The organism is Thermoflexus sp. (assembly GCF_034432235.1).
Taxonomy (GTDB): domain Bacteria; phylum Chloroflexota; class Anaerolineae; order Thermoflexales; family Thermoflexaceae; genus Thermoflexus.
On record NZ_DAOUCJ010000080.1, the window covers coordinates 1 to 24,647 of the forward strand.

The 24,647-nt window shown below is 65.5% G+C and carries 24 protein-coding genes; 23 read left to right on the forward strand and 1 reads right to left on the reverse strand.

All coding sequences use genetic code 11. The features are described 5' to 3' along the window. From VAE54_RS10205 to VAE54_RS10255, 11 genes are all read left to right on the forward strand, one after another. A partial coding sequence (locus VAE54_RS10205; protein WP_322801858.1) for a peptide ABC transporter substrate-binding protein occupies positions 1-891 on the forward strand: 891 nt, incomplete at its 5' end. Positions 892-1,174: 283 nt separating this feature from the next. After that, on the forward strand, positions 1,175-2,176 hold the full coding sequence (locus VAE54_RS10210; protein ID WP_322801859.1) for an ABC transporter permease: 1,002 nt from the start codon (positions 1,175-1,177) through the stop codon (positions 2,174-2,176). Positions 2,177-2,291: 115 nt separating this feature from the next. Next, a complete protein-coding gene (locus tag VAE54_RS10215) occupies positions 2,292-3,317 on the forward strand; it encodes an ABC transporter permease (protein ID WP_322801860.1) in 1,026 nt (341 codons plus the stop codon). A 147-nt stretch (positions 3,318-3,464) separates the two neighbouring features. Then, positions 3,465-4,631 (forward strand): thiolase C-terminal domain-containing protein, encoded by a 1,167-nt coding sequence (locus tag VAE54_RS10220; protein ID WP_322801861.1) that lies wholly within the window; start codon positions 3,465-3,467, stop codon positions 4,629-4,631. A 156-nt stretch (positions 4,632-4,787) separates the two neighbouring features. Then, positions 4,788-5,012 (forward strand): hypothetical protein, encoded by a 225-nt coding sequence (locus tag VAE54_RS10225; RefSeq protein ID WP_322801862.1) that lies wholly within the window; start codon positions 4,788-4,790, stop codon positions 5,010-5,012. Further along, complete coding sequence (locus VAE54_RS10230; protein ID WP_322801863.1) at positions 5,009-5,401, forward strand: type II toxin-antitoxin system VapC family toxin; 393 nt, start codon at positions 5,009-5,011, stop codon at positions 5,399-5,401. The genes VAE54_RS10225 and VAE54_RS10230 overlap by 4 nt, the downstream gene beginning before the upstream one ends. 101 nt (positions 5,402-5,502) lie before the next feature. Then, the gene (locus VAE54_RS10235; protein ID WP_322801864.1) at positions 5,503-6,669 is read left to right on the forward strand and encodes a thiolase domain-containing protein; all 1,167 of its coding nucleotides are present in this window, start codon (positions 5,503-5,505) and stop codon (positions 6,667-6,669) included. Between the two features lie 19 nt (positions 6,670-6,688). Further along, positions 6,689-7,213: a Zn-ribbon domain-containing OB-fold protein gene (locus tag VAE54_RS10240; protein WP_322801865.1), complete on the forward strand. Its 525-nt coding sequence runs from the start codon at positions 6,689-6,691 to the stop codon at positions 7,211-7,213. An 11-nt stretch (positions 7,214-7,224) separates the two neighbouring features. Beyond that, entirely contained in the window at positions 7,225-7,695 is a 471-nt protein-coding gene (locus tag VAE54_RS10245; RefSeq protein ID WP_322801866.1) for a Zn-ribbon domain-containing OB-fold protein, read from the forward strand. 213 nt (positions 7,696-7,908) lie between these two features. Further along, positions 7,909-9,144 carry a LysM peptidoglycan-binding domain-containing M23 family metallopeptidase gene (locus tag VAE54_RS10250; RefSeq protein ID WP_322801867.1) on the forward strand — a complete coding sequence of 412 codons (1,236 nt, stop codon included), beginning with the start codon at positions 7,909-7,911 and terminating at the stop codon, positions 9,142-9,144. Between the two features lie 460 nt (positions 9,145-9,604). After that, positions 9,605-10,366, forward strand: coding sequence for a cytochrome c oxidase assembly protein (locus VAE54_RS10255; RefSeq protein WP_322801868.1), 762 nt, complete (start codon positions 9,605-9,607; stop codon positions 10,364-10,366). A 12-nt stretch (positions 10,367-10,378) separates the two neighbouring features. Here the strand turns inward: VAE54_RS10255 and VAE54_RS10260 are convergent, their stop codons facing one another. Next, complete coding sequence (locus VAE54_RS10260; RefSeq protein WP_322801869.1) at positions 10,379-11,326, reverse strand: MoxR family ATPase; 948 nt, start codon at positions 11,324-11,326, stop codon at positions 10,379-10,381. 285 nt (positions 11,327-11,611) lie between these two features. Between VAE54_RS10260 and VAE54_RS10265 the strand changes: the two genes are divergently transcribed. From VAE54_RS10265 to VAE54_RS10320, 12 genes are all read left to right on the forward strand, one after another. After that, on the forward strand, positions 11,612-11,941 hold the full coding sequence (locus VAE54_RS10265; RefSeq protein ID WP_322801870.1) for an SCP2 sterol-binding domain-containing protein: 330 nt from the start codon (positions 11,612-11,614) through the stop codon (positions 11,939-11,941). A 160-nt stretch (positions 11,942-12,101) separates the two neighbouring features. Then, positions 12,102-14,345 (forward strand): long-chain-fatty-acid--CoA ligase, encoded by a 2,244-nt coding sequence (locus VAE54_RS10270; RefSeq protein ID WP_322801871.1) that lies wholly within the window; start codon positions 12,102-12,104, stop codon positions 14,343-14,345. Continuing rightward, positions 14,345-15,532, forward strand: coding sequence for an acyl-CoA dehydrogenase family protein (locus VAE54_RS10275; RefSeq protein WP_322801872.1), 1,188 nt, complete (start codon positions 14,345-14,347; stop codon positions 15,530-15,532). The genes VAE54_RS10270 and VAE54_RS10275 overlap by 1 nt, the downstream gene beginning before the upstream one ends. A 45-nt stretch (positions 15,533-15,577) precedes the next feature. After that, positions 15,578-16,834: an acyl-CoA dehydrogenase family protein gene (locus VAE54_RS10280; RefSeq protein ID WP_322801873.1), complete on the forward strand. Its 1,257-nt coding sequence runs from the start codon at positions 15,578-15,580 to the stop codon at positions 16,832-16,834. A 164-nt stretch (positions 16,835-16,998) separates the two neighbouring features. Next, positions 16,999-17,280, forward strand: a complete 282-nt coding sequence (locus tag VAE54_RS10285; protein WP_322801874.1) for a ribbon-helix-helix protein, CopG family — start codon at positions 16,999-17,001, stop codon at positions 17,278-17,280. A gap of 12 nt (positions 17,281-17,292) precedes the next feature. Continuing rightward, complete coding sequence (locus VAE54_RS10290; protein WP_322801875.1) at positions 17,293-17,718, forward strand: type II toxin-antitoxin system VapC family toxin; 426 nt, start codon at positions 17,293-17,295, stop codon at positions 17,716-17,718. 15 nt (positions 17,719-17,733) lie between these two features. Beyond that, on the forward strand, positions 17,734-18,504 hold the full coding sequence (locus VAE54_RS10295) for an SDR family oxidoreductase (RefSeq protein ID WP_322801876.1): 771 nt from the start codon (positions 17,734-17,736) through the stop codon (positions 18,502-18,504). 127 nt (positions 18,505-18,631) lie between these two features. Continuing rightward, positions 18,632-19,495, forward strand: coding sequence for an alpha/beta hydrolase (locus VAE54_RS10300; RefSeq protein WP_322801877.1), 864 nt, complete (start codon positions 18,632-18,634; stop codon positions 19,493-19,495). After that, positions 19,492-20,340: an alpha/beta hydrolase gene (locus VAE54_RS10305; protein ID WP_322801878.1), complete on the forward strand. Its 849-nt coding sequence runs from the start codon at positions 19,492-19,494 to the stop codon at positions 20,338-20,340. The genes VAE54_RS10300 and VAE54_RS10305 overlap by 4 nt, the downstream gene beginning before the upstream one ends. A gap of 184 nt (positions 20,341-20,524) precedes the next feature. Beyond that, on the forward strand, positions 20,525-22,945 hold the full coding sequence (locus tag VAE54_RS10310) for a 3-hydroxyacyl-CoA dehydrogenase/enoyl-CoA hydratase family protein (protein WP_322801879.1): 2,421 nt from the start codon (positions 20,525-20,527) through the stop codon (positions 22,943-22,945). 65 nt (positions 22,946-23,010) lie between these two features. Beyond that, positions 23,011-24,189 carry an acetyl-CoA C-acyltransferase gene (locus VAE54_RS10315; protein ID WP_322801880.1) on the forward strand — a complete coding sequence of 393 codons (1,179 nt, stop codon included), beginning with the start codon at positions 23,011-23,013 and terminating at the stop codon, positions 24,187-24,189. A 168-nt stretch (positions 24,190-24,357) separates the two neighbouring features. Further along, on the forward strand, positions 24,358-24,647 hold a 290-nt coding region (locus VAE54_RS10320; protein ID WP_322801881.1), incomplete at its 3' end, for a helix-turn-helix domain-containing protein.

The window sequence follows — 24,647 nt, forward strand, 5'->3', positions numbered from 1 at the left end:
ATGCTGGATGAGTCTCCCGCCTTCGCCGAATATGAAGCGGGGAACCTGGATGTGGCCGGTGTGCCGCTTTCCGAGATCGATCGGGTGAAGGCGGATCCCAAGCTCTCCAAGGAGCTGACCATCGCGCCGGTCCTCTGCACCTACTACTACGGCTTCAACGTCACCAAGCCGCCCTTCGATGACGCCCGCATGCGGCTGGCCTTCTCCCTGGCTGTGGACCGCAAGGCCATCGTGGAGAACGTGACCAAGGGCGGCCAGGAGCCGGCCCAGTGGTTCTCCCGGCCCGGCCTGCAGGCGGCGCCCACTCTCCAGACCCACCCGAACCTCGGCGTGAAGTATGATCCCGAGCGGGCCAAGCAGCTCTTCCAGGAAGTCTTGAAGGAGAAGTATGGCGGTGATGTGAAGAAATTGCCGCCCATCACCCTAGTGGTCAACCAGGTGGAGGGCCATATCAAGATCGCCGAGGCCATCCAGCAGATGTGGAAAGAGGTCTTGGGCGTCGAGGTGAAGCTGGAGACCCAGGAGTGGAAGGTTTTCCTGAAGACCCTCCAGACGGATCCACCGCAGATCTGGCGGCTGGGCTGGTGCCAGGATTACCCCCACGCCAGCAACTTCCTCAAGGACGTGTTCTATTCCACGTCCAGCAACAACCACACCAAGTGGGGGAATCCGGAGTTCGACCGCCTGGTGGACCAGGCGCTGAAGGAGACGGATGAGGCCAAGGCCCGGGAGCTCTACGCCAAGGCCGAGGAGATCCTGGTGGCCAAGGACGCGGCGATCATCCCCATCTACTGGTATACCCGCGTTACGGTCACCAAGCCGTATGTGAAGCGGACCTTCTCGGTCCTGGGCGGCCTGGAGCACATCGAGAAGTGGGATATCCAGAAATAACCGTTTCGAACAGGGGGAGGGCGGCCTTCGGTGGGCCCTCCCCCTTGTTTTCGATTCCGCACCGGGATACAACCGGAGAGGCCGGGAGCGGGCAACGCCCATCCGGCCTCTCTTGGTTTCTGGCGGCCTCTGCCCTATACTGGTCCCCCGAGGGGGCTTCCGGGCAACCGGTGCGGGATGGCGACGTTCTGCCCGGCCCCCATCCCGGGGAGAGGCCCTCCCCCCTTCCCGATTCGAGCCAGCGACGTCAGCCCTGCACTTTATGGGATAAGGAGCGCGGAGGATGATTCGCTATATCGCGCGGCGGATGCTGTGGAATCTCCTGGTCCTGTGGGTGATCACTTTGATCACCTTTGGCCTGATGCACGCGGTCCCCGGCGGACCTTTCGATCGGGAGAAGCCGCTACCCCCCGAGATCAAGGCCAACATCGAGGCTAAGTATCACCTGGATCAGCCCGTGGTGGTCCAGTATCTCTATTACATGCGCGATCTGCTGGTTCCCCGCTATTCGCTCACCCTTCCGACTTCCCTTCAGGAAGATGCGCTCATTCGCTGGAAGATCGGGCCGGGCTATTTCCTCTGGATCAACCTGGGCCCCTCGTATTCCTCCCGCAGCCGCTCCGTGAACGACATCATCCGCCAGAACCTACCTATTTCCTTCGAGCTGGGGATGTATGCCCTGCTGGTAGCGGTCGGGATCGGGATCCCTCTGGGCATCCTGGCAGCCCTCCATCAGAACACCTTCCTGGATTACCTCGGAATGAGCATGGCGATCTTCGGGGTCTCTGTGCCGGTCATCGTCCTGGGGCCGATCCTGGTTTCCATTTTCGGGGTATGGCTCAAATGGCTGCCGCCGACCGGGTGGGGGACCCCCCAGCATGCGATCATGCCGTCGATCGCCCTGGGGCTGGCCAGCTCTGCCCTCATCGCCCGTCTCACCCGGGCCAGCCTGCTTCAGGTGATCCGGGAGGATTACATCCGCACCGCCCGGGCCAAGGGCTTGGCGGAGCGCCTGGTCATTATCCGCCACGCCCTCCGGAACTCTCTGATCCCCGTGGTCACTGTCCTCGGTCCCCTCTTCGCCGCCCTGGTGACCGGGACCTTTGTGACGGAGACGATCTTTGGCATCCCCGGGCTGGGCCGATATTTCGTCACCAGCATCACCAACCGGGATCACCCGGTGATCATGGGGACGATCCTGATCTACGCGATCTTCCTGGTGATCGCCAATCTGGTGGTGGACATCACCTACGCCTTCCTGGATCCCCGGATCCGGTATACTTAAAGCAGGTTTCTCGATGGGGAGCGGGGGTAACGGAGCGGGACGTCTTCAGCGCTCCGATCGGCTTCTCAAAAAGTGAACTGCCCCGCTTCAGCTTTCATGAGGATTGAGGTGAACGATGGCGACGCAAGCGATGCGCCGAGGCGCGGAAGCCCTTGCCGTCCCCACCCGCCGGCCAGTCGGGTTCTGGGAGGACGCCTTCTACCGGCTCTCCCGCAACCGAGCGGCCATGGTGGGGGCAGGGATCGTCATCCTGCTGATCCTGGTGGCCATCTTCGCCCCCCTCATCGCCCCCTATCCCTACGACAAGCAGGTGCTGACCGACCGGGATAAAGTCCCCGCTTGGATGGTGAAGGTCTTCCCCTTCATGGAGCCCTACGCCCGGATCAGCGATCGCTACCTGCTGGGGGCCGACTACGTGGGGCGGGATCTTTTCAGCCGTATCATCTACGGAACCCGGGTGTCCCTGACGGTAGCCTTTGTGGGCCCGTTGATCAGCCTCCTTGTGGGAACCACCTATGGGTTGATCTCCGGCTATTTCGGCGGCCGTCTGGACAACATCATGATGCGCCTGGTGGATGTCCTCTATGCCTTCCCCGGGCTGCTGTTCATCATCCTCCTGATGGTGTTCTTCCGCCAGGTCCCCCAGGAGGCCCGATCGATCTGGGATGCGATACGGATTCAAATATATAAGGTCGACGCCGCCTTCGGGGGGATGCTGTTCATCTTCGTGGGCATCGGGCTGACCGCCTGGGAGAACATGGCTCGACTGGCCCGGGGGCAGGTCCTCTCTGTTCGGGAGAAGGAGTTCATCGAGGCCGCTCGGGCCATCGGGGCCGGCCATCTTCGGATCATGTTCCGTCACATCCTGCCCAACATTATCGGCCCGCTCATTGTGGCGGAAACCCTGGCCATTCCCTCTTACATCACGACCGAGGCCTTCCTCAGTTTCATCGGCCTCGGGGTGAACCCGCCCACCCCCAGCTGGGGATTGATGATCTCCCAGGGTGCCCAGGCGATCCGCACCTATCCCAACCAGGCCCTGGCACCTGCGCTGGCTCTGGCCATCACGATGTTCGCTTTCAACTTCCTGGGGGATGGGCTGCGAGACGCCCTGGATCCGCGCATGCGCGGCACGCAATAAGGCCAGGGCTTGCCCGGTTGGGCTTCCACGGGGCTGAATGGCCCCTCCAGATGGGGCGGGGCCGGCGGGGGCCTTCGGTGCCCTGCCCGGCCCCCAAAGTCCCCTGGAGAAGCCGGCGGTGTTCCATCCTCACCGCGGAGGTTCGGGATGGGACGTCTGATGAGCGAGGTGGCGATCGTCGGCATCGGCTGGAGCGGTTTCCGCTCGATCACCCCCGACCTCTCGTTCCGGGAGCTGATGTTTGAGGCTGCCGCCATGGCCTACGCTGACGCCGGGATCCATCCCCGCCGGGATCTGGACGGGCTGGTCACCGCCGAGGAGGACTTCCACGAAGGCATCGCCATCAGCGATGAATACGTCCCCGACCAGATGGGAGCCGTCCTCAAATCCGTGCACACCATCGCCGGCGATGGCCTCCAGGCCCTGGCCGCCGGGGTGATGCAAATCGCCTCCGGCGCCGCCCGTATCGTGGCCGTCGAGTCCCACAGCAAGGCCAGCAACATCCGGAACCTTCCCCAGATCACCGCTCTCGCCATGGATCCGGTGTTCCAGCGCCCCCTGGAGGCTCACCCCCTCTTCATCGCCGGGCTGGAGATGCGCCGTTACCTGGAAGCCACGCGCACGCCCGCGGAGCATGTGGCCCAGGTGGTGGTCAAGAACCGGCGCAACGCTATGCGCAACCCGCGAGCGGCCTTCCCGGCAGTGCTCTCCGTTGAGGATGTGCTGGGCAGCGAGCCCCTGGCGGAGCCCCTCACCCGGCTGATGGCGGCGGAACCAGCGGACGGATGCGTGGTGCTGGTCCTGGCCCGGGGGGATATCGCCCGATCCCTCACCGATCGGCCGATCTGGATCCGGGGCATCGGATGGGCGACGGATTCTTACAGCCTGGAGAACCGGGATTGGGAGGGAGCGCGTTACCTGCGTCGGGCAGCCGAGCTGGCCTATCAGCAGGCCGGGATCCGATCCCCCCGCCGGGCTTTCGCTTTCGTCGAGGTCGATGACACATTCGCCTACAAAGAGCTCCAGCATCTGGAAGCCCTGGGCCTCTGCCGTCCGGGGGAGGCCGGCTGGTGGACCGCTGAGGGGGCCACGGAGATTGAAGGGGAATTGCCGGTGAATCCCTCGGGGGGTTGCCTGGGCGAAGGGCATCTGCTGGATGCCTCGGGGCTGGCCCGGGTGCTGGAGGCCGTGCTTCAGCTCCGGGGAGAGGCCGGCCCTCGCCAGATCCCGAACGCCCATACCGCCCTCGTGGCCTCATGGCGAGGGCTGCCCACCGCCACCGGGGCGGTGGCCATCCTGAGCCGGGAGCCGTAAGGGATGCAGCGAAGCGCCCCGCGCCCTTTCCTTCCATCCGGCCGCGTCAGAACCCGATGGCCGACGTTGGGATGAGCACACCCTTTCGCCATCGGGGGAAGGGAGGAAAGTTCCTCCCGGGAAGAATAACCTCAAGGGATGTGGCCGGAGGTGCCCATGGATTCGGAGGAACTGCGGGCGCGATTAGAGCAGCTGGAAAGCGAGGTGATGGTGCTCAAGCATGTGATCCGCCTTATCCTGGCCGCTCATCGGCGCAACCTTTCCCCTTTTCCCAGCCAGCGGTTGGATCCGGAGACGGTGCGGCAAGTGCGACGGGAGATCCAGGCCCAGTGGGCTCAGGAATGGCATGATCTGATCACCCCCAACTCGAGGTCCCTGTGAGAGCTTACGTTCTGGACACCCATGCCCTGATCTGGTATCTCACCCGGGATGAGCGATTGAGCCCGGCCGCTCGCCGCGCGCTGGAAGAGATCGAACGCGGGGAAGCCCGAGGCCTGATCCCGGTTGTGGTCCTGCTGGAACTGATCCGGATCGAGGAGAAGGAGCTGATCCCCCCGCTCTGGGAGATCGCGATCACGACGCTTCTGGGAGAGGGGAGATTCGAAATCGTCCCCCTGGATCTCAGCCTGCTGGCCCTGGTTCGGGAACTTCCCGAGCTGGAAGACCTGCACGATCGGGTGATCGTGGCCACTGCGCAGCGCTACAACGCGGTGCTGGTGACCTACGACGAGACCATCCGCCAGTCCGGGCGGGTGGAGACACTCTGGTGAACTGCCCCCAGGGATCCGAAGAAGCCGCGGAAGGGCTCTGGGAGTTGAAAGACAAAGGTCCTGCTCCAGATTCCAAAACCCATAGTAGGAGGAAGTGGGTCATGGCGGGACGACGGGTGGCCATTGTGGGCGCTGGGATGACCCAATTCGTCCGTCGGGCCCTGGAGACCGGCCAGGAGCTGGCCTGGGAGGCTGCCAGCAAGGCGCTGGAATCCTGCGAGATGACCCTGGATCAAATTGACGCCGTGGTCCTGGGCTCCGCTCCGGACGCCTTCGATGGAGTCCATATGAAAGTCGAATACCTGAGCCCCGGGGCAGGGGCCTGGGGCAAACCCACCATTCGGGGATATGTGGGTGGTGGGACAGGGGTCTTCGCGGCCATCCAGGGCTGGTATCACATCGCCAGCGGGATGTTCGATACGGTGCTGGTGGTGTGCGAAGAGAAGATGTCCTCCTGCCATCCCCATCCCCAGGCCGCCTTCAATTACATTTTCGATCACACCCTGGAACGCCCGCTGGGCCCCAACCTCCTGTGGATCTTCGCCCTGGAAATGAACGCGTATATGACCAAATACGGGCTGACCAAGCGGGATATCGCGATGGTGGCCGTGAAGAACAAGCGGAACGCCGCCGACCACCCCGCCGCCCAGCTGGGAGATCCCCACATCACGGTCGAGGATGTGCTCAACTCGGAGGTGCTGGCCTGGCCCGTCCAGCGGCTGGATGTCTCCCCCACCAGCGATGGGGCGGTGGCCATCGTGATGGCCGCCGAGCATATCGCCCGGCGGGTAACCAGCAAGCCCGTCTGGGTCGAAGGGGTGGGCTGGTCGCTGGATACGCAATACTGGACCAACCGGGATCTCTCCTACCCCACGTATGTCGAAGAGGCGGCCCGCAAAGCCTATGCCATGGCCGGGATCCGGGAGCCCCGCAAGGAGATCCACATCGTCGAGCCCTATGATCCCTTTGATTACAAGGAGTTGCACCACCTGGAAGGGCTGCTCCTGGCCGATCGGGGGAAGGCGGCTGAGCTGATCGCCCTGGGGATCGCCAACCGAGATGGCGATATGCCGGTGACGCCCTCGGGCGGGCTCCTGGGAGTGGGCAATCCGATCGCCGCCGCGGGTTTAATGAAGGTCGCCGAGATCTTCTGGCAGCTGCGGGGAGAGGCCGGGAAACGCCAAGTGCCCGGCCAGCCCCGGCGGGGCCTGGCCCAGGCCTGGGGCGATCTCATGCAGGTGGGCACGGTGATCATCCTGGGGATCTAAAAGCTCAGGAGGAACATCTATGGAGCGCTGGGTCTACCCGGTCACCAGTCTACGGCCTGAGGATGTGGGACAGGGGCGGGTGTGCACGACACGAGCTCCCCTGCGGGGGGAATATGCCTGGGACGCCGGGGTGGCCATTGGGCGGTTCCTAACGGAATTGAAGGCGGGTCGCCTCATTGGGCGTCGCTGTCGGGCCTGCAGCCGGGTGATGATCCCGCCCCGGATGTTCTGCGAGCAATGCTTCCGGCCGACGGATGAGTGGGTGCCCCTGGCCGATACCGGAACCGTGATCACGTTCTCGGTGTGCACCATCTCCTGGGATATGCGCCGCCTGGACGTCCCAGAGGTCCCGGCCGTGATCGCCATCGATGGGGCCTCCCCGGGAATGGGGATCATGCATAAACTCGGGGAGGTCGGCCGAACCCTCGAGGAGATCCTGGATCGGGTCCGGATCGGGATGCGCGTCCAGGCGGTCTGGAGGCCGGCCGGGGAGCGGGAAGGCGCGATCACCGATATCCTCTATTTCCGACCTCTGGAGCCATGAGGAGGCCCCCCATGCCCCTGATCGAACGGATCCAGCATCTGGATGAGGTCCGGGCCTGGCGGGGAGCCATCCAGCTGGAGGGCGTCTACACCGCGGGCGTGGCGGGGGAACGCTGGTTGCGCGGGCTGCAGGAGGGGAAAATCTACGGGACCCGTTGCCCCCGCTGCCGATACACCTATGTTCCAGCCCGACGGTTCTGTGAGCGCTGCCTGGGTCCCCTGGGAGAGGACACCTGGATCGAGGTCGGCCCGCAGGGGACCCTGGTTTCGTGGACCCGGTTGCACGTGGCTCCAGATGGCACCCGGCAGGTTCCCCCCCGGACCATCGGCCTGATCCGTCTGGACGGCGCCGACGCGGTTCTGGTGCACGAGCTGATCGAGGGCCAGGAATGGACCAGCGGCATGCGGGTGGAAGCCGTCTTCCGGCCACCCGCCGAGCGATCGGGAAGCATCCGGGATCTGCTGGGGTTCCGTCCCCTTTGATGCGGGACACCGGGGCCATCCTTCCTCCCATTTTGTGATTATATTCACAATATGGACTTGCCTGGAATCGAGGGACCCCCTATAATAGGGACAACCCTGGTCGGGATCCGGGCCGGGGCTGGAGATTATGGGGTATGAAGGTTGGCCATCCTGAGGGGGAGGGATCTGCCGCCCGAGTCCGATTTCCCCTCTCCCGCTGAGGAGAATGCCGGGATGGAGCATCACCCCTCGGTTCGGAAATCCTCCCGTTTCGGGAGGATACGGGGACGCCTGCTGCGGATCTCTTCCGACCGTGATGGGCAGGTCCCCTGGTCTATCCCGCTTCAGGCCCAGCTCAGAAAGCTGCACCATGGAGTTCGGAGAGCCCTGGCGTTCAGCGCCGCGCTATGGGCTCATTACAGCGTGCACGTCGGCCTGGTTCTGGCGGTGGGATTGCTCTATCTGGCCCTCATCCAGAGCCGGATGGCCCCGGCATGGCTGCTCCAGCCTATTCAGCTTCCGGTGCTCTCCCGAGACGAGCCGGCTTCCCCGGAGGTTCTGCAAGCGCTCCTTCGCCGTTCCGCTTATCTGGGTGGAACCCGGCGAAACAACCCGGCGCTATTGATCCGCCAGGTGGATCTCCACACCGAGATCCCGGAGCGGCCCCGGCGAGGCATCATCACCTATACCGTCCAGGCCGGCGACACCCTCTTCGGCATTGCGGAGAAATTCAAGCTGCGGCCTGAGACCATCCTCTGGGCGAACTATGAGGTCCTCCAGGATGATCCCCATATGCTGGAGATCGGCCAGGTCCTGAATATCCCGCCGGTGGATGGGGTGCTGCACGTGGTGAAGGAAGGGGAGACCCTGGAGGCTATCGCCAGGAAATACAATGTGACCCCTGAGGCTATCCGCAACGCGGAGTGGAACAACCTGATGGACGGCGGGGAGCCCCAGGTGGGCCAGGTGCTGATCGTGCCGGGTGGCACCCGTCCCTTCGCCGGATGGACCCCACCCCGGCAGGCCTATGTGGTCGTGGCGGGCGGCAAACGGCTCCCCTCCGGCGCCTGCCCCAGCGTGCAGGTCCCCCCTCTGGGCACCGGGAGCTTCGTCTGGCCAGTCAACAGCCACTGGCGCTCCGGTTATGATTTCGCCCCGTGGCACCCCGGGGTGGACTTCGCAGGACGTCTGGGGGATCCGGTCTATGCGGCGGACGCCGGCACCGTGGTTTACGCGGGGTGGAGCACCGTCGGCTACGGCAACCTGATCGTCCTGGACCACGGGAACGGTTACCAGACGTATTACGCCCACCTTAGCGCTATCTTTGTAGGCTGCGGGCAGCAAGTAGCCAAAGGGACCACGATTGGCCTCGTGGGCTCCACTGGGCGTTCCACCGGACCGCACTTGCACTTCGAGATCCGGGGGCCGGGCGGCTTCGTAAACCCCTGGCAGGCCCTGCCTCCTCCGTAGCGCAGGGTTGCTCTCCCATTTGGGGAATGAGGCCGGGCAGCGCCCGCGACGCTCGTCCGGCCTTCGCTTGCTTCCCTCAAAGCGCGCGCCTGGGGATTCCCCTATGGAGTCCTACCCTCCTCCCTGGAGGGAAAACTACCGCTCACCCGGATCGCCACATTTGGTTGTAAATTATTTCAGGCCAAGTCGCTGGATTCGAACGGAGAGAAGCGGGATGCCCACTCTCTCCATGGAAGCCTACGGCGGAACTCCTACACCGGACGCCAGCGCCTTTTCAAAAACTCTATCCAGATCCCTCCCCTGGAGAGCGGGGCTTTTCAATGTTTAAGGAGGGTGCAGGGGGCTTCTGCCGGGGGTGTCCCCCCACCTTCTCCCTCCACCTCCTGTCCGGATGGGTAAGATCTTCGAAAAGCCCTGCCTGGAGAGGGAATGAGCTTTCCACGAGGAAGGAGGCAGGGGGATGACCTGGCAAGCGGTGGCTCCTGTCCTGGGGGTCGGGCTTATGGCAGCCCTGGGGTTATATTTCGTAGGGATTGCATGCGTATACGAAGAGCTGCCCGCTGCTCGACGACGAGCCCATTTCGGGTGGTTCCTCCTGGGCCTGGGCCTGGCCGCTATCGGCTTCATCCCCTCCCCGCTCCTTCTGGGCCCGGACCTCCGGTTTACGGCGAACATGGCCCAGTTCGTGGCGCTCACCGCTCTGGCGGCTCCCTCGCTCTGGATGGGGCTGCCGGAGCCCTTCTTCCGACCCCTGGCTCGGTGCCTCCCCCTGGCGAGGGCTGGCCGCTGGCTCACCCGGCCAATCCCCGCCTATCTCGTCGCCAACCTGGTCTTCTTTGCCTGGCACACCCCGAACCTGTTCGAGCCGGCCTCTCGCAACGTGGCCTTCTGGGTCCTTAAGCAGCTTCTTTTCCTACTGGCCGCACTGCTGGCATGGGGGCCGGTGCTGAGCCCGACCCCGGCCTGGCCCCGCCTCTCCGAGCCCGGCCAGGTCCTCTATCTCTTCTTTCTGGCCATGCCAACCACCCTGTTGGGCGCCCTCTTCACGTTCCCGGACGCCCGCATTTACAACCCCACGGCTCTGGGATTCGAAGTGTGCGCGCCATCCTCTCTGGAGGATCAGCGGCTGGCGGGCCTTTTCATGTGGGTGCCCGGTGCCCTGATCTACCTCGGGGCCCTGACCCTGGTGTTCTTCCGGTGGTTCGGAAAGGAGGAGCGCTGAGCAGACCCGGGCTCACGAATCCGCGACCCAACGGGGGAACGGCCGGGGCCGTCGGGGCTCCTCGCCGCCCTCCAGCAGATGGCGCCCCCGCCGCAAATCCGCCTCGTGCTTTAAAAGGACCGCCAGGGTGCTCTCCAGGGTTTTGCGATCGAGATGCTGCGCGTTCAGGGCCACCAGCGCCCGCGCCCAGTCCAGCGTCTCGCTGATGCTGGGCTGCTTCTTGAGATCCAGCCGCCGCAGGCGCTGGACCAGCTCCACAGCCTGCCGGGCCAATTGGGGGGCGAGCTCCGGCACCTTCAGGCGCACGATGGCCAGCTCCTGCTCCAGGGATGGGTAATCGATGAACAGGTAAAGGCAGCGGCGCTTCAGGGCCTCGCTCAGCTCGCGGGTGTTGTTGCTGGTGAGGAAAACCATGGGGATATGCTTCGCCCGGAGGGTCCCCAGCTCGGGGACGCTCACCTGGAAGTCGCTGAGAACCTCCAGGAGAAAGGCCTCGAACTCGGCATCAGCGCGGTCGATCTCATCGATGAGGAGAACCACGGGCTCCTCGGAGAGGATGGCTTTGAGCAGGGGACGGGGGAGCAGGAAGCGCAGGGAGAAGAAGACGTCTTCCTCCTGGGCGATGCGGTCGGCAGCTTCCCGCAGGGTTGAGGCATCCGCCAGCGCGGCGTTGAGCTTATCCCGCAACAGCTGGGTGTAAAGCATCTGCTTGGCGTATTCCCACTCGTAAAGGGCCTTGGTTTCATCCAGACCCTCATAGCACTGGAGGCGGATCAGGGGACGGCCGGTGGCGGCCGCCCATGCTTTGGCAAGCTCCGTCTTGCCTACCCCTGCAGGGCCCTCGATCAGCACCGGCTTGCCCAGGCGCTCGGCGAGGAAAACCGTCGTGGCGATCTCATCGGAGGCGATATACTGCTGGGCAGCCAGCCGTTGCCGGACCTCCTCGATCGAAGCGACCATAAGCCCCCCTTCCCAGATCCCAGCCCCATCCAGCGGCCGGTCAGATTGCTGTTCATTCTAAAGGAACAGGAGAAATCCCGTCAATTTCTGTGAGAGGGCAAACCTGCTTCAGATGCCGACGCCAGTCGCCTCTGGGAGGCCTGGCATCGTGGAAGATCCCCCCATTCGTTCAAGAACTCACAAATTGATCCGGCTATCGCCGGTAGTCTGAACTTTTCCTGAACTTGAAAGATGTAAGGTTTACACACGCGAAGGTAATCCATCCTCTTCATCTGGGAGGAACCCATGAGCGAGCTGACCGCACGCGATGTGATCATGCGAATGCCGGAGGCCTTTCAGCCGGACAAGGCGCAGGGGGTGAACGCCACCATCCAGTATTCCCTCACCGGCGAGGGGGGCGGCGACTGGTATATCGTGATCGCTGAGGGCACATGCTCCGTCCACGAGGGCAAGGCGGAGAAGGCCGATGTGACGCTGACCATGGACGCGCAGGACTTCGTGGACATCGCGACCGGGAAGCTGGATGCGATGAAGGCGTTCATGAGCGGCAAGCTGAAGGTCAGCGGCAATATGATGCTGGCCACTCGCCTGACCTCTTTCTTCCGCACAGGATGAGAGGCCGTTCGCGAAGGCTTTTTCCCTCTCCTCTCTATGGGTTGTGGCAAGAGAGGAAAGGGGGAAGCCGGGGGCTTTCCCAATCAACAGCAGGAGGAAATCCCCGCAGGCTGGAGGGCGAGGCGCTGCTCTCGGTCGAGCTGAAAGGAGGGAGGTGGTTATGGAGGAGCGGCGATGGCATCGCTTCTATGATTTCTGGGTGCCACGCTCGTTGACCTATCCCCGGCAGCCCCTGAGCGCCCTCATGGATTTCGCGGCCAATCAGTATGGGGATCGCACCGCGACGATCTTCTACGGGGCGGAGATGACCTATCGGGATCTCCGGGCCCATTCCATTCGCCTGGCCACCGCGCTGGACGCCCTGGGAGTCCGGCCCGGGGATCGAGTCGGGATCATGCTCCCGAACTGCCCCCAGTTCTTCATCGCCTTCTATGCTATCCTCCGCCTGGGCGCCGTGGTGGTCCCGCTGAACCCCCTCTACGTGGAGCGGGAGCTCCGCTACGTGGTGGAAGACAGCGGGATGCGGGCGCTGATCGCCCTGGACACGATGGCCCCGAAGGTCATGGCCGTGCGCGAGCAGGCCGGGCCGGAGCTGGTGATCTTCGCCGGCCTCCAGGATTCCATGCCGGAGGCCATTCGCCCCCTCTATCTCCAGCGGGTCCAGGCCCAGGGGATGAGCGTGGAGACGCCGTCCGGTCCGGGGCTCTACCGCTGGGCGGACCTGATGGAGCGAGCGGGGGAGCGCTTCTTCCAGCCGCCCGTGAACCCGGTGGAGGACGTCGCCGTCCTTCCCTACACGGGCGGGACCACCGGCCTGCCCAAGGGGGTGATGCTCACCCATTTCAACCTCTTCGCCAACGTCATCCAGGCTTACGTCTGGGCGCGGGAGTTCGTCCGTCGGGGGGAGGAGCGCTACCTGGTGGTGCTTCCCCTCTTTCATTCCTTCGGCATGACCTCGCTGATGAATGTGGGGATGTTCAATGGGGCGACCTTCATCCTGCTGCCCCGCTTCGACGTGGAGGAGGCGCTGAACGCGATCCGCACCTATCAGCCCACGTTCCTGCCCGCGGTGCCCACGATGTATATCGCCCTGCTCAACCATCCGCGGGCCGCCGAGGCCGGCCTGGGCTCCATCCGCCTATGCAACAGCGGGGCGGCCCCGCTGCCGGTGGAGGTCATCCAGCAGTTCGCCCGCTTCTCCTCCGGCGCCTTCATCGAAGGCTACGGCCTGACGGAGGCTTCCCCCATCACGCACATCAACCCCATCATGAACCTCAAGAAGCTGGGAAGCATCGGGCTCCCCATCCCCGACACGGATGCCCGCATCGTGGATGTGGAGACCGGGACGCGTGAGCTGGGGCCGGGCGAGATCGGCGAGCTGATCATCAAGGGCCCGCAGGTGATGAAGGGCTACTGGAACCGGCCGGAGGAGACGGCGCAGACCCTGCGGGACGGCTGGCTCTACACGGGGGACATCGCCCGGATGGACGAGGACGGCTACTTCTATATCGTTGATCGCAAGAAGGATATGATCCTCACCGGCGGCTTCAACGTCTACCCGCGGGAGGTGGAGGAGGTCCTGTATGCCCATCCCGCGGTCCTGGAGGCCGCCGTGGTGGGCGTCCCGGATCCTTACCGTGGGGAGGCGGTGAAGGCCTACGTGGTCCTCAAGCCCGGGGCGCAGGCCTCCGAGGAAGAGATCCTGGAGCATTGCCGCAAGAACCTCGCACCTTACAAGGTTCCCCGGAGCGTGGAGTTCCGGGATTCCCTGCCCAAGTCGATGGTGGGAAAGGTGCTCCGGCGGATGCTGCGGGAGGCCGCGCCGGCGATCGCTGCGCCCTCGCTGACGGTGCCGCCGGATGTTCCCATCCGCGCGTTCTTCATGGAATGGGTCCCCCGGCTCTTCGAGGCGGCCGTCGCCGCCGCGCCCCCGGAGGGGATGGAGGGAACCACCCTGATCGTCCGCTACCGGGTGGATGGAGAGGTCTTCACGCTGCGGGTCGAGGACGGCAGGCGCCTGACGGTGGTCGAGGGGGAGACCGAGGAGACGCCCCATGTGGAGCTGATCCTCCATCCGGAAGCGCTGCGAGAGGTCATTGCCGGTCGCCTCTACATGGGGGACCCCCCCTACCTGGCCTTCCAATCCCGGCGCCGCTTTGAGGCGCTTCAGCGCCTGAAGGGGACGGTGCGCCTGGAGCTGGAACGGCCGGATGGAACCCTGTGGCAGGCGACGGCCATCTATAACGGGGCGGCGGAGCCCTCGGGCACCCTGCGCATGACCACCACGGATTACAGCTCGATGCAGCGCGGGGAGCTGGATGGCCAGGTGGCTTTCGCGACAGGCAAGCTGCGATGGGAGGGCGACTTCACGCTCCTCATCGGCCTGCGCACATTGAGGGAATGATGCGAGTTCTCTCCTCGCGCTGCTTCGCCGTGGAGGAAACGTTAGGGGCCGGGAGCGCGGCGATCGGCTTCGATCCTCACTGGAGGGAGATGGCGATGATCTCGTTTGAGCCAACGGATGAACAGCGGATGCTGATCCAGACGGTCCATGCCTTCGCCGAGGAGCACCTGCGCCGGGTCGCGCGGGAGTGCGATGAGAGCGGGCAGATCCCGGAGGATGTGGTCGATCGCGGGTGGTCCATTGGACTGCTTCCCAGCATGATCCCGGAGGCCTATGGGGGCTTCGGTGAGCCGTCGGCGCTGACCAGCGTGCTGGCCCTGGAGGAGCTGGGTTGGGGTGATTTCACCCTCGCCCTCTACCTGCTGGCGCCCCACGCGGTGGCCCTCCCGATCCTGCTGTATGGAACCGAGGAGCAGAAGCGGACCTATCTCCCCCGCTTCTGCGGGGAGCGTTTCGTGGAAGCGGCGGCGGCGCTGATCGAGCCCAGCTTCCTGTTCGATCCCTTCCAGCTGAAGACCACCGCCCATCGGGAGGGAGAGGCATACGTCCTGAATGGGGTCAAGATCGGCGTCCCCTTCGGGGCGGAGGCGGAACTGCTCCTGGTTTACGCCAGCGAGGACGGGCGCACCCAGGCCTTCCTGGTAGAGAAGGGGACGCCGGGACTGGTGGTGAAGGGGCGCGATCGCTACGCCGGGATCCGGGCCCTCCCGACGTATGAGATCGCCCTGGAAGGATGCCGCGTTCCGCTCTGCCAGCGGATCGGTGGGGACTCCGGGATCTCCATGGAGCGGCTGCTGGAGCGATCCCGGGTGGCACTGGCCGCCCTGGCGGTCGGGCTGGCCCGCGGCGCCTTCGAGTATGCGCGGGATTACGCCAAGCAGCGGGTGCAATTCGGTGAACCCATCGCCCACCGCCAGGCCATCGCCTTCATGATCGCGGAGATGGCCATCGACATCGACGCCGCCCGCCTGATGGCCTGGGAGGCCGCGTGGAGGATCGACCGGGGGGAGGATGCAGCCCGGGAGGCCTATCTGTGCAAGCTCTTCGCGGACGACATGGCCCTGCGCGTAACCGACGGCGCGGTCCAGACCCTGGGCGGCCACGGGTATATCCGGGATCATCCGGTGGAGATGTGGTTACGCAACGCCCGGGGCCTCCCCATGCTGGAAGGGATGGTGATGGTATGAAAAGATGGAGATCCTGTTCCACCCATGCGCCCGAGGAGGTGCTGCATGATCAGCTTTGAAATCCCGGAGGAAATCCAGCAGCAGCGGGAGATGGCCCGCATGATCGCCGAGCAGCTGATGCGGCCCAACGCCCGCTACTACGATGAGCACGAGCACGAGATCCCCTGGGACTTCGTGAACACCATGTGGCCCATCGTGCAGCAGGACTGGATCCGGATCGTGCGGCGGGCGGAGCGACAGCTGGCCGGGGAACAACCGGCGGAGAAGAAGCGCGAGGGGCCGCGGTATGACAACCTGCGCATGATTTTCCTGGTGGAGATGCTGACCTGGGGCGACGCGGGCCTCTATCTCTGCATGCCCGGCCCGGGCCTGGCCGGCTATTCGATCAACGCCGTGGGCACGCCGGAGCAGAAGGTTCGCTTCCTCAAGCGCTATACCGAGGGCGGCCCGAAGTGGGGCGCCATGGCCGTGACCGAGCCCGGAGCCGGCTCCGACGTCTCGGCCATCCAGACCACGGCGAAGCGCGAGGATGGATACTGGGTGCTGAACGGGGAGAAGATTTTCATTACGAACGGCTACCTGGCCCTGGAGGCCTCGGATGGGATCGTCGTGGTCTGGGCGACCATCGATAAGACGGCGGGGCGGGCCGGGATCAAGCCCTTCGTGGTGGAGGCGGGCACGCCCGGGGTGAGCATCACCAAGCGGGAGCACAAGCTCGGCATCCGGGCCAGCGACACGGCGGCCATCCGCTTCGACAACGCCCGTATCCCCCTGGACAACATCCTGGGCAGCCCGGAGATCCTGGACACGGCGCGCACCGACGGGTTCAAGGGGGTGATGGTGACCTTTGACGCCTCCCGGCCGGTGGTGGCCGCCGGCGCCCTGGGCATCGCCCGCGCCGCCATCGAGTTCACCAAGGAGGTCCTGGAAAAGGAAGGGATCCGCATCCGCTACGGCCTCCCCCGGCATCAGCTGACGGCCATCGAGCGGGACGTGATGGAGATGGAGGCCATGCACAAGGCGGCGTGGCTGCTCACCCTGCGGGCCGGATGGATGCTGGACCAGGGGAAGCCCAACGCCCTGGAGGCCTCGATGGCGAAGGTGAAGGCCGGCAAGGCGGTGACCTGGATCACCTACAAGGCCGTGGAGATCCTGGGGCCGCTGGGCTATTCCACCCGCTACCTGGTGGAGAAGTGGATGCGGGACGCCAAGATCAACGACCTCTACGAGGGGACCGGCCAGATCAACACCCTCATCGTCGCCCGCCGGGTGCTCGGCCTGACCAGCCGTGAGCTGAAGTAGGAATGCCGGCATGCGGAGCCCGCCTTCAGGAAGGCAAAAAGCCGTCACGCATTTCGAGAAAAGGCGCATCGAAGACCCGAGGAGCCCGTTTTCCCGCGAGTATATGTGTATTGTGTATGTGTATGGTGTATAATTACGAAAGACCAATAACTAGGAGGCGGGCAATGCTGCGCCGGATACAGGCAATCCTGGAGGAAGAGCAATACCGCTGGCTGCGCGACGAGGCCGAGCGTCGGGGCCTTTCGGTCTCCGCGCTGATCCGGGAGGCGGTTGAGATGCTGCGGGGGCGCCAGGCCTGGCGGCCGCTGGATGAAAGCCCGTTCTGGGAGCTGGTGGGCGCTGGGAAGAGTCACCAGAAGGGTCCGGCGATCAGCGAGAACGTTGACGATTGGGTCTATCCTCTCCCTCCTCATCGCCGGCCACGCCGCTCTCGATCTCGATCGTAGAGGTGGTCATGGATGCGACGCCGGATCCTGGTGGACACCAGCGCGTTGTTTGCCCTCGTGGACTCGCGGGATCCCCACCATGCGATGGCCCGCGAGACCGCTATTCACTATCGGGACGCTGAGCACATCCTTCTGGATCTGGTGTGGATAGAGACCGTCACTCTGGTGAAAAGAGCTCTGGGTTCCCGCCTGGCGATCGAGGTGGGGAAGAAATTGCTGGAAGGCCCCCCTTTTGTCGTCTACCCGATTAAGGGTGAGGATTTCCAGGAAACCTGGGCGCTATTCCAGCGTTTCTACGACAAGGAGTGGGGCTTCGTGGATTGCGCCATCCTGCACATGGCCCGGCGACTGGGAGTGTCTGAGGTTTTCTCATTTGACCGGCATTTTGATCAGATGAGCAGGTTGGGGATCCGGCGAATCCCATCCCCCAGGCATTAGGGAGGCAGGCTCCGGATGCGAATCGATCTGCGGGATCAGGTGGCGATCATCACCGGGGCCTCGCGGGGGATCGGGCAGGCCATCGCCCGAGCCCTGGCTGAGGCCGGGGCGAAAGTCGTGATCTCCAGCCGCAAAGCGGAGAACCTCATCCCCGTCGCCGAGGAAATCCGCGCCCTGGGTGGAGAGGTCCTGGCGGTGCCCGCCCACACCGGCCGCATGACGGAGGTCGAGCGGCTGGTAGAGGAGACGGTGAAAGCCTTCGGGCGGGTGGATATCCTGGTCAACAACGCGGCGACGAACCCCCACTTTGGGCCCACCCTGGACGCCGATGAGGGGCAGTGGCAGAAGATCCTGGAGGTGAACCTCCTGGGCTACTGGCGGATGGCCAAAGCGGTGGTCCCGGTGATGCGAACTCAGCGGCGGGGCAAGATCCTCAACATCGCCTCGGTGGCCGGGCTGCGCCCATCCCCCGGGATGGGTCTCTACGGCGTCTCCAAAGCCGGGGTGATCATGCTCACCCAGCTGCTGGCCCTGGAACTCGCGCCGGACAACATCCAGGTAAACGCCATCGCGCCGGGGGTGATCCGCACCCGCTTCAGCGAGCTCCTCTGGAGCACGCCGGAGATCTCCCAGCGCATCCTGCAGGCTACCCCTCAGGGCCGCTTCGGGGAGCCAGAGGAGGTCGCCCGCCTGGCCTTGTTCCTGGTCTCCCCCGCTGCCGATTTCATCACCGGGGCCGTCTACGTCGTGGATGGCGGGCTCTCGCTGACCGGCGGGCTGGCGTAAGAAGATCCCGGAGGAAAAGAACGCCGGCCGTCTGGAGCTCAGCTCGAAGAGCGGGAAGCCTGGCCCTGAGGCGGCGATCGGCTTTGAAGCGGCCTGGAAGAACAACGCTGGAAGGAGAAGCCCGCCGATGTCCTATCGGATCCACCGGGTGTCTGGCGAGGTGCAGCTTCGGGTGCTGGAGTGGCCGGGGGAGAGGGGAACGATCCTGGCCCTCCACGGCCTGACGGGCTACGCGGAGACGTTCCTTCCGCTGATCCCGGCGCTGAATCCGCCCTACCGGGTGCTGAGCCTGGACCTGCGGGGCCGGGGGGAGAGCGAGCAGCCGGCGGATCCCCGGGCCTATGGCCTGGAGGCGCACCTGCGGGATATCGCCACCGTGCTGGAGGCCCTGGCCCCCGAGGGGGCGCTGCTCATGGGTCACTCCCTGGGCGCGATGCTCAGCCTGGCCGTCGCCGCGGAGCATCCGGATCGGGTTCGAGGACTGGTTCTGTTCGATGGGGGTCCGCTTCCCTCCCGGGCGTTCTCCGAATCCCTGAACCAGGTCCTGAACGCCCGCCTGGAGGAGCTGCCCTCCCTGGAGGCCTTCCGGGAGCTGGTCCGCTCGATGCCCTTCCTGCAGCCCTTCGACGAGCGCCTGATGCCGATCCTGGAGGCCGGGCTGGTCCGCGAGCCGGACGGCCGGGTGCGGGTGAAGTTCCCCTCCCGGCTGGGGGCGCTGGAGGCGATGGAGCTGGGATCGATCTGGAACGACCGCCTGCGCGGGTATGCCGGGCGGATCCGATGTCCGGTGCTCCTGCTGAAAGCGCCCGTGGGCACCTTCGGGCCCCACGATCGCTTTTTCACGGAGGCCGAGGAACGCCTGCTGCAGGAGGTGGTTCCCCAGGCGCGGATCGCGGAGATCCCGGACACCACCCACTACACCATCGTGCTGGGGTATCATCCCGAACGGGATCGCCTGGTGCGAGCGTTTGTGGAGGAGGTGCTGGGGTGAGCTGGGCGGAGCGGGTGCGGGACTTCGGCGGGGAAGGCCCGCTGATCCATCTGGCCGTGGCGAACGGGTTCCCGCCGGCCTGTTACCGGCCGCTGATAGAGGGTCTGGCCCCGGTTGGACATAGGGTGAGCGTCCTCCCCCGCCCCCTCTGGCCGGACGGCGAAGGGCCCCAACGGGGGGTCACCTGGTATACCCTGGCGGAGGATCTGATCCAGGCCTTCGATGCCCTGGGCTGGCGGGGGGTGATCGGGATCGGCCACTCCATGGGCGGCGTGATCACCATGGTCGCTGCGGTGCAGCGGCCGGATCTCTTCCGGGCCATCGTCCTGATGGACCCCGTGCTGATGGATCCGAAGGTGTTGACCCTCTTCCGGATCCTGCGGGCCCTGGGCCTGGGGGCGCGGCTGCATCCGCTGGCCCGGCGCGCCCGGCGCCGCCGGCGGGTCTGGCCCAGCCGGGAGGCCGCCGCAGCCCACCTGCGATCCCGCCCGCTGTTCGCCGCCTGGCATCCGGCCGCCTTCGCCGGATACCTGGAGGAGGGCCTGCGCCCTTCCCGGGATGGGCAGGTGGAGCTGGCGTATCCGCCGGAATGGGAGGTCCACATCTTCGTGAGCGTCCCCCATGACGCCTGGCGGTTCGTCCCTCGCATCCCGATCCCGACGCTGGTGATGCGGGGCACGGTGACAGACACCTTCACGGCGGACTCCGAAGCGCGTTTCCGCCGGTTGAAGCCCGACGCCCGCTTCGCGGTGATCCCCGGGAGCCATCTCTTCCCGATGGAGCGGCCCGAGGAGACCGCCAGGTCCATCCGGGCATGGCTTACGGAGATCCTGCATGGAGCCTGATCTCTGCAGGAATGAGGCTTGCCGGCCCTCTGCCTGGGGGCTTCTGGGGAAGGACATCTTCTGAGGCAGCCGGAGGGCGTCCGTTTTCATAGAAAACGGGAAAGCCCCGGGGGATGGCTCAGAAGCCCGCAGGGGGGGAGATCCACGACGCAACGCCGAACTGGAATCCAAACAGGAGGTTGAAATGGGCTACGTTATCCGACGGGTGGCAGTGATCGGCGCGGGGACCATGGGCGCGGCCATCGCGGCGCACCTGGCCAACGCAGGGTTCGCCGTGGACCTGCTGGATGTCCCGCCGAAATCCCTGACGCCGGAGGAAGAGGCCAAAGGCCTGACCCTGGATCATCCGGCGGTGCGCAACCGCATCGTCCAGGCGGGCCTGGAGCGGGCGAAGAAGGCCAGGCCGGCTGCCTTCTTCACGGAGGATCGGGCGCGGCTGGTGCGCATCGGGAACACGGAGGATCACTGGGACCGGCTGCGGGAGGCCGACTGGATCATCGAGGCGGTGGTGGAGGATCTGGCGGTGAAACGGGAGGTGATGGCCCGGATCGAAGCGGTGCGCCGGCCGGAGGCCATCGTCACCACGAACACCTCCGGCCTCCCCCTGCGGGAGATCGGCGCGGGGCGCTCTCCGGAGTTCCTGGCCCATTTCGCCGGGACCCACTTCTTCAACCCCCCGCGTTATCTGAAGCTGGTGGAGCTGATCCCCGGCCCCGCGACGAAACCTGAGGTCTTGGACGCCCTGCAGCATCTCCTGGAGGTCCGTCTGGGCAAGCGGGTGGTGCGGGCGAAGGACACCCCCAACTTCATCGCCAACCGCATCGGGTTCCTCTCCGGGGCCTTTGTTGGCCAATACGCCCTCGAGCAAGGTTACACGGTGGAGGAAGTGGATGCCCTGATGGGGCCGCTGATCGGCCGGCCTAAGACCGCTCATTTCCGCCTGCTGGATCTGGTGGGCCTGGACGTGGCGGCCTACGTGGGGCAGCACAGCATGGCCGCCCTCGCTCACGACCCCTTTGTCGCCCTGGTGAAGGATTCCCCCATGAACCGGGTGATGGCGGCCATGCTGGAGCGGGGCTGGCTGGGCAACAAGGCCGGCCAGGGTTTCTACAAGAAGGTGGAAGCTCCCGAAGGGACCCAATACTGGCCTCTGAACCTGGAAACTCTCGAATACGAGCCGCCGAAGAAGCCGCGCTGGGAGTCGGTGGGGAAGGCGCTGAAGATGGAGGATCTGCGGGAGCGCTTGCGCTTCATGGCGGGCCAGGAGGATCGGGCCGGCCAGCTCGTCCGGGATGTGATGGATTTCTATCTGGCCTACGCCGCCTACGTCGCCCCGGAGGTAGCGGATGACATCGTGGCGGTGGATAACGCCATGAAGTGGGGCTTCAACTACGAGCTGGGCCCCTTTGAGACCTGGGATGCCCTGGGGGTGGCGGAGACGGCGGCCCGCATCGAGGCCCGGGGCTGGCCGCTGGCGGAATGGGTGCGGGAATTCCTGGCTTCCGGGAACCGAACGTTCTACCAGTATGAGAACGGCCGGATGGTGGGCTACTATGACTTCCGGGAGCGGACCTACCGGCGGCTCACGCCGCATCCCCGGGTGATCGTCCTGCGGGAGCTCAAGAGCGAGGGCCGCATGCTGGAGCGCAACCCCAGCGCCAGCCTGATCGACCTGGGCGATGGCGTCCTGGGCCTGGAGTTCCACACCAAGGCCAACGCCCTGGACCCCGACATCTTCGCGATGATGCAGCGAGCCCTGGAGCGGCTGGACCGGGAGGACTGGATCGGGATGGTGATCGGCAACCAGGGGGAGCACTTCTGCGCCGGAGCCAACGTCTTCGTGATCGGCGTCTCCGCCCAGCAGGGGATGTTCGAGGCCATCGAGCAAGGCGTCCGCGCGATGCAGAGCCTGATGATGGCCATCCGTTACTTCCACAAGCCGATCGTCACCGCCCCCTTCGGGATGACCCTGGGCGGCGGGGCGGAGGTGGCCATGCACGGCGCCCGCATGGTGGCCTCGGCGGAGACCTACATCGGCCTGGTGGAGGTCGGGGTGGGCCTGATCCCCGCTGGCGGCGGCTGCAAGGAGATGATCCGCCGGGTGCTCACCCCCGCCATGCAGACGGAGAACGCGGATCCCCTGCCCTTCCTGCGGCGGATCTTCGAGACCATCGGGATGGCGAAGGTGGCCACCAGCGCCGAGGAGGGACGGGCCCTGGGATTCCTGAGCGAGGCCGACCGTATCGTGATGAACCCCGACTTCCTGATCGCGGAGGCCAAGCGGGAGGTGCTCCATCTGGCGGAATGCGGCTACCGGCCGCCGCTGAAGGCCAAACTCTACGCGGCCGGTCGGGACCTCCTGGCGGCGCTGCGTATCGGCGTCTGGCAGATGCGGGAGGCGCGCTACATCAGCGAGCACGACGCGAAGATCGGGGAGAAGCTGGCCTACGTGCTGTGCGGCGGCGATCACCCCGAGCCCATGTGGGTGGAGGAGGAGCACTTCCTGGATCTGGAGCGGGAAGCCTTCCTCTCTCTGTGCGGGGAGCCGAAGACCCAGGAACGGATCTGGCACTTCCTGCAAACCGGAAAGATCCTGCGGAATTGACATCCGGGCCGGCGCAATTGGCCGATGCATAAAGTCCCAACCCGATGATGACGAGGAGGAGCCCCATGCGGGAAGCGGTGATCGTGGCCGGCGCGCGAACAGCGGTCGGCAAAGCCAAAAAGGGAACCCTGCGGACCACCCGCCCGGAGGTCCTGGCGGCAACGGTGATCGCTGAGGCGCTGCGACGGGCTCCCGGGGTGGAGCCGGCGATGGTGGATGACGTGATCCTGGGCTGCGCCATGCCAGAGGGCCATCAGGGCCTCAACATCGCCCGCATCGCCGCCCTCAAAGCCGGGCTCCCCGTGAGCGTCCCGGCGATGACCATCAACCGGTTCTGCTCCTCAGGGCTGCAGGCCATCGCCCTGGCCGCCGAGCGCATCATGACCGGAGGCGCGGAGATCATCATCGCCGGCGGCGTGGAGTCCATGTCCCTGGTGCCCATGACCGGGTTCACCCTGCGGCCGGACCCGGAGCTGGCCGTGGCCTGGCCGGAGGTCTTCATCAGTATGGGGCTGGGAACCGAGCGGCTGGCCGAGAAGTTCGGCATCTCCCGGGAGGATGCCGACGCTTTCTCCCTGCGCAGCCATCAACGGGCCATCGCGGCCATCGACGCCGGCAAGTTCCGGGAGGAGATCGTCCCCCTGGAGGTGGAGGTAACCGAGCCGGCGGAAGATGGACGAGGGGTGCGACGGAAGGTGATCTTCGACACCGATGAAGGGCCCCGGCGGGATACCTCGATGGAGGCGCTGGCGAAGCTGCCCCCCGCCTTCAAGAACGGAGGCGTGGTCACCGCCGGGAACTCCTCCCAGATGAGCGATGGGGCGGCAGCCGTGGTGGTCATGGAGCGCCGGCGGGCGGAAGCCCTGGGTCTCCGGCCCATCGCCCGTTTCGTGTCCTTCGCCGTGGCCGGCGTCCCGCCGGACCTGTTCGGCATCGGGCCGGTGGAAGCCATCCCGAAGGCCCTGCGGATGGCGGGCCTGCGCCTGGAGGACATCGACCTCATCGAGCTGAACGAGGCCTTCGCCGCTCAGGCCCTGGCAGTCATCCGCCAGCTGGAGATGGATCTGGAGCGGGTGAATGTCAACGGAGGCGCTATCGCCCTGGGCCACCCCCTGGGTTGCACCGGAGCCAAGCTGACGGTCCAGATCCTGAACGAGCTGCGCCGGCGTAACGGCCGCTACGGCATGGTCACCATGTGCATCGGCGGCGGGATGGGCGCGGCGGGCATTTTCGAGATGCTCTGAGCGGTGAAATTGTTCTCTCCCCCGGGACGGGCCCTCGGCGGAATCGGCGAGGAAAAGGGCCCGTCCCGAGGGTTGACAACAGCTGCCCATTTTGTGATCTTGCATTGCATTATAACTCTTGATCATCCCCCACGGCCATGGAATCCAGCGGGCGCTGGAGGTCATCGGATGCGAGTCGTCCAGGCCTTTCGGTTCGAGCGGGATCCGAACGGGGCGCAGCGGGTGGCCCTGGCCCGGCACGTGGGGGCCGCCCGCTTCGCCTACAATTGGGGTCTGTCCCGATGTCTGGAAGCGCTGGAGCAAGGCCTGCCCCTTCCCTCCGCCGCCCAGCTCCATAAGGCGTGGAACATCTGGAAGCGAGAGAACGCCCCCGGGTGGGTGGAGGTGTCCAAGTGCGCCCCTCAGGAGGCCTTCCGGGATCTGGAGCGGGCTTTTCGCAACGGGCGGCAGGGCCGGGC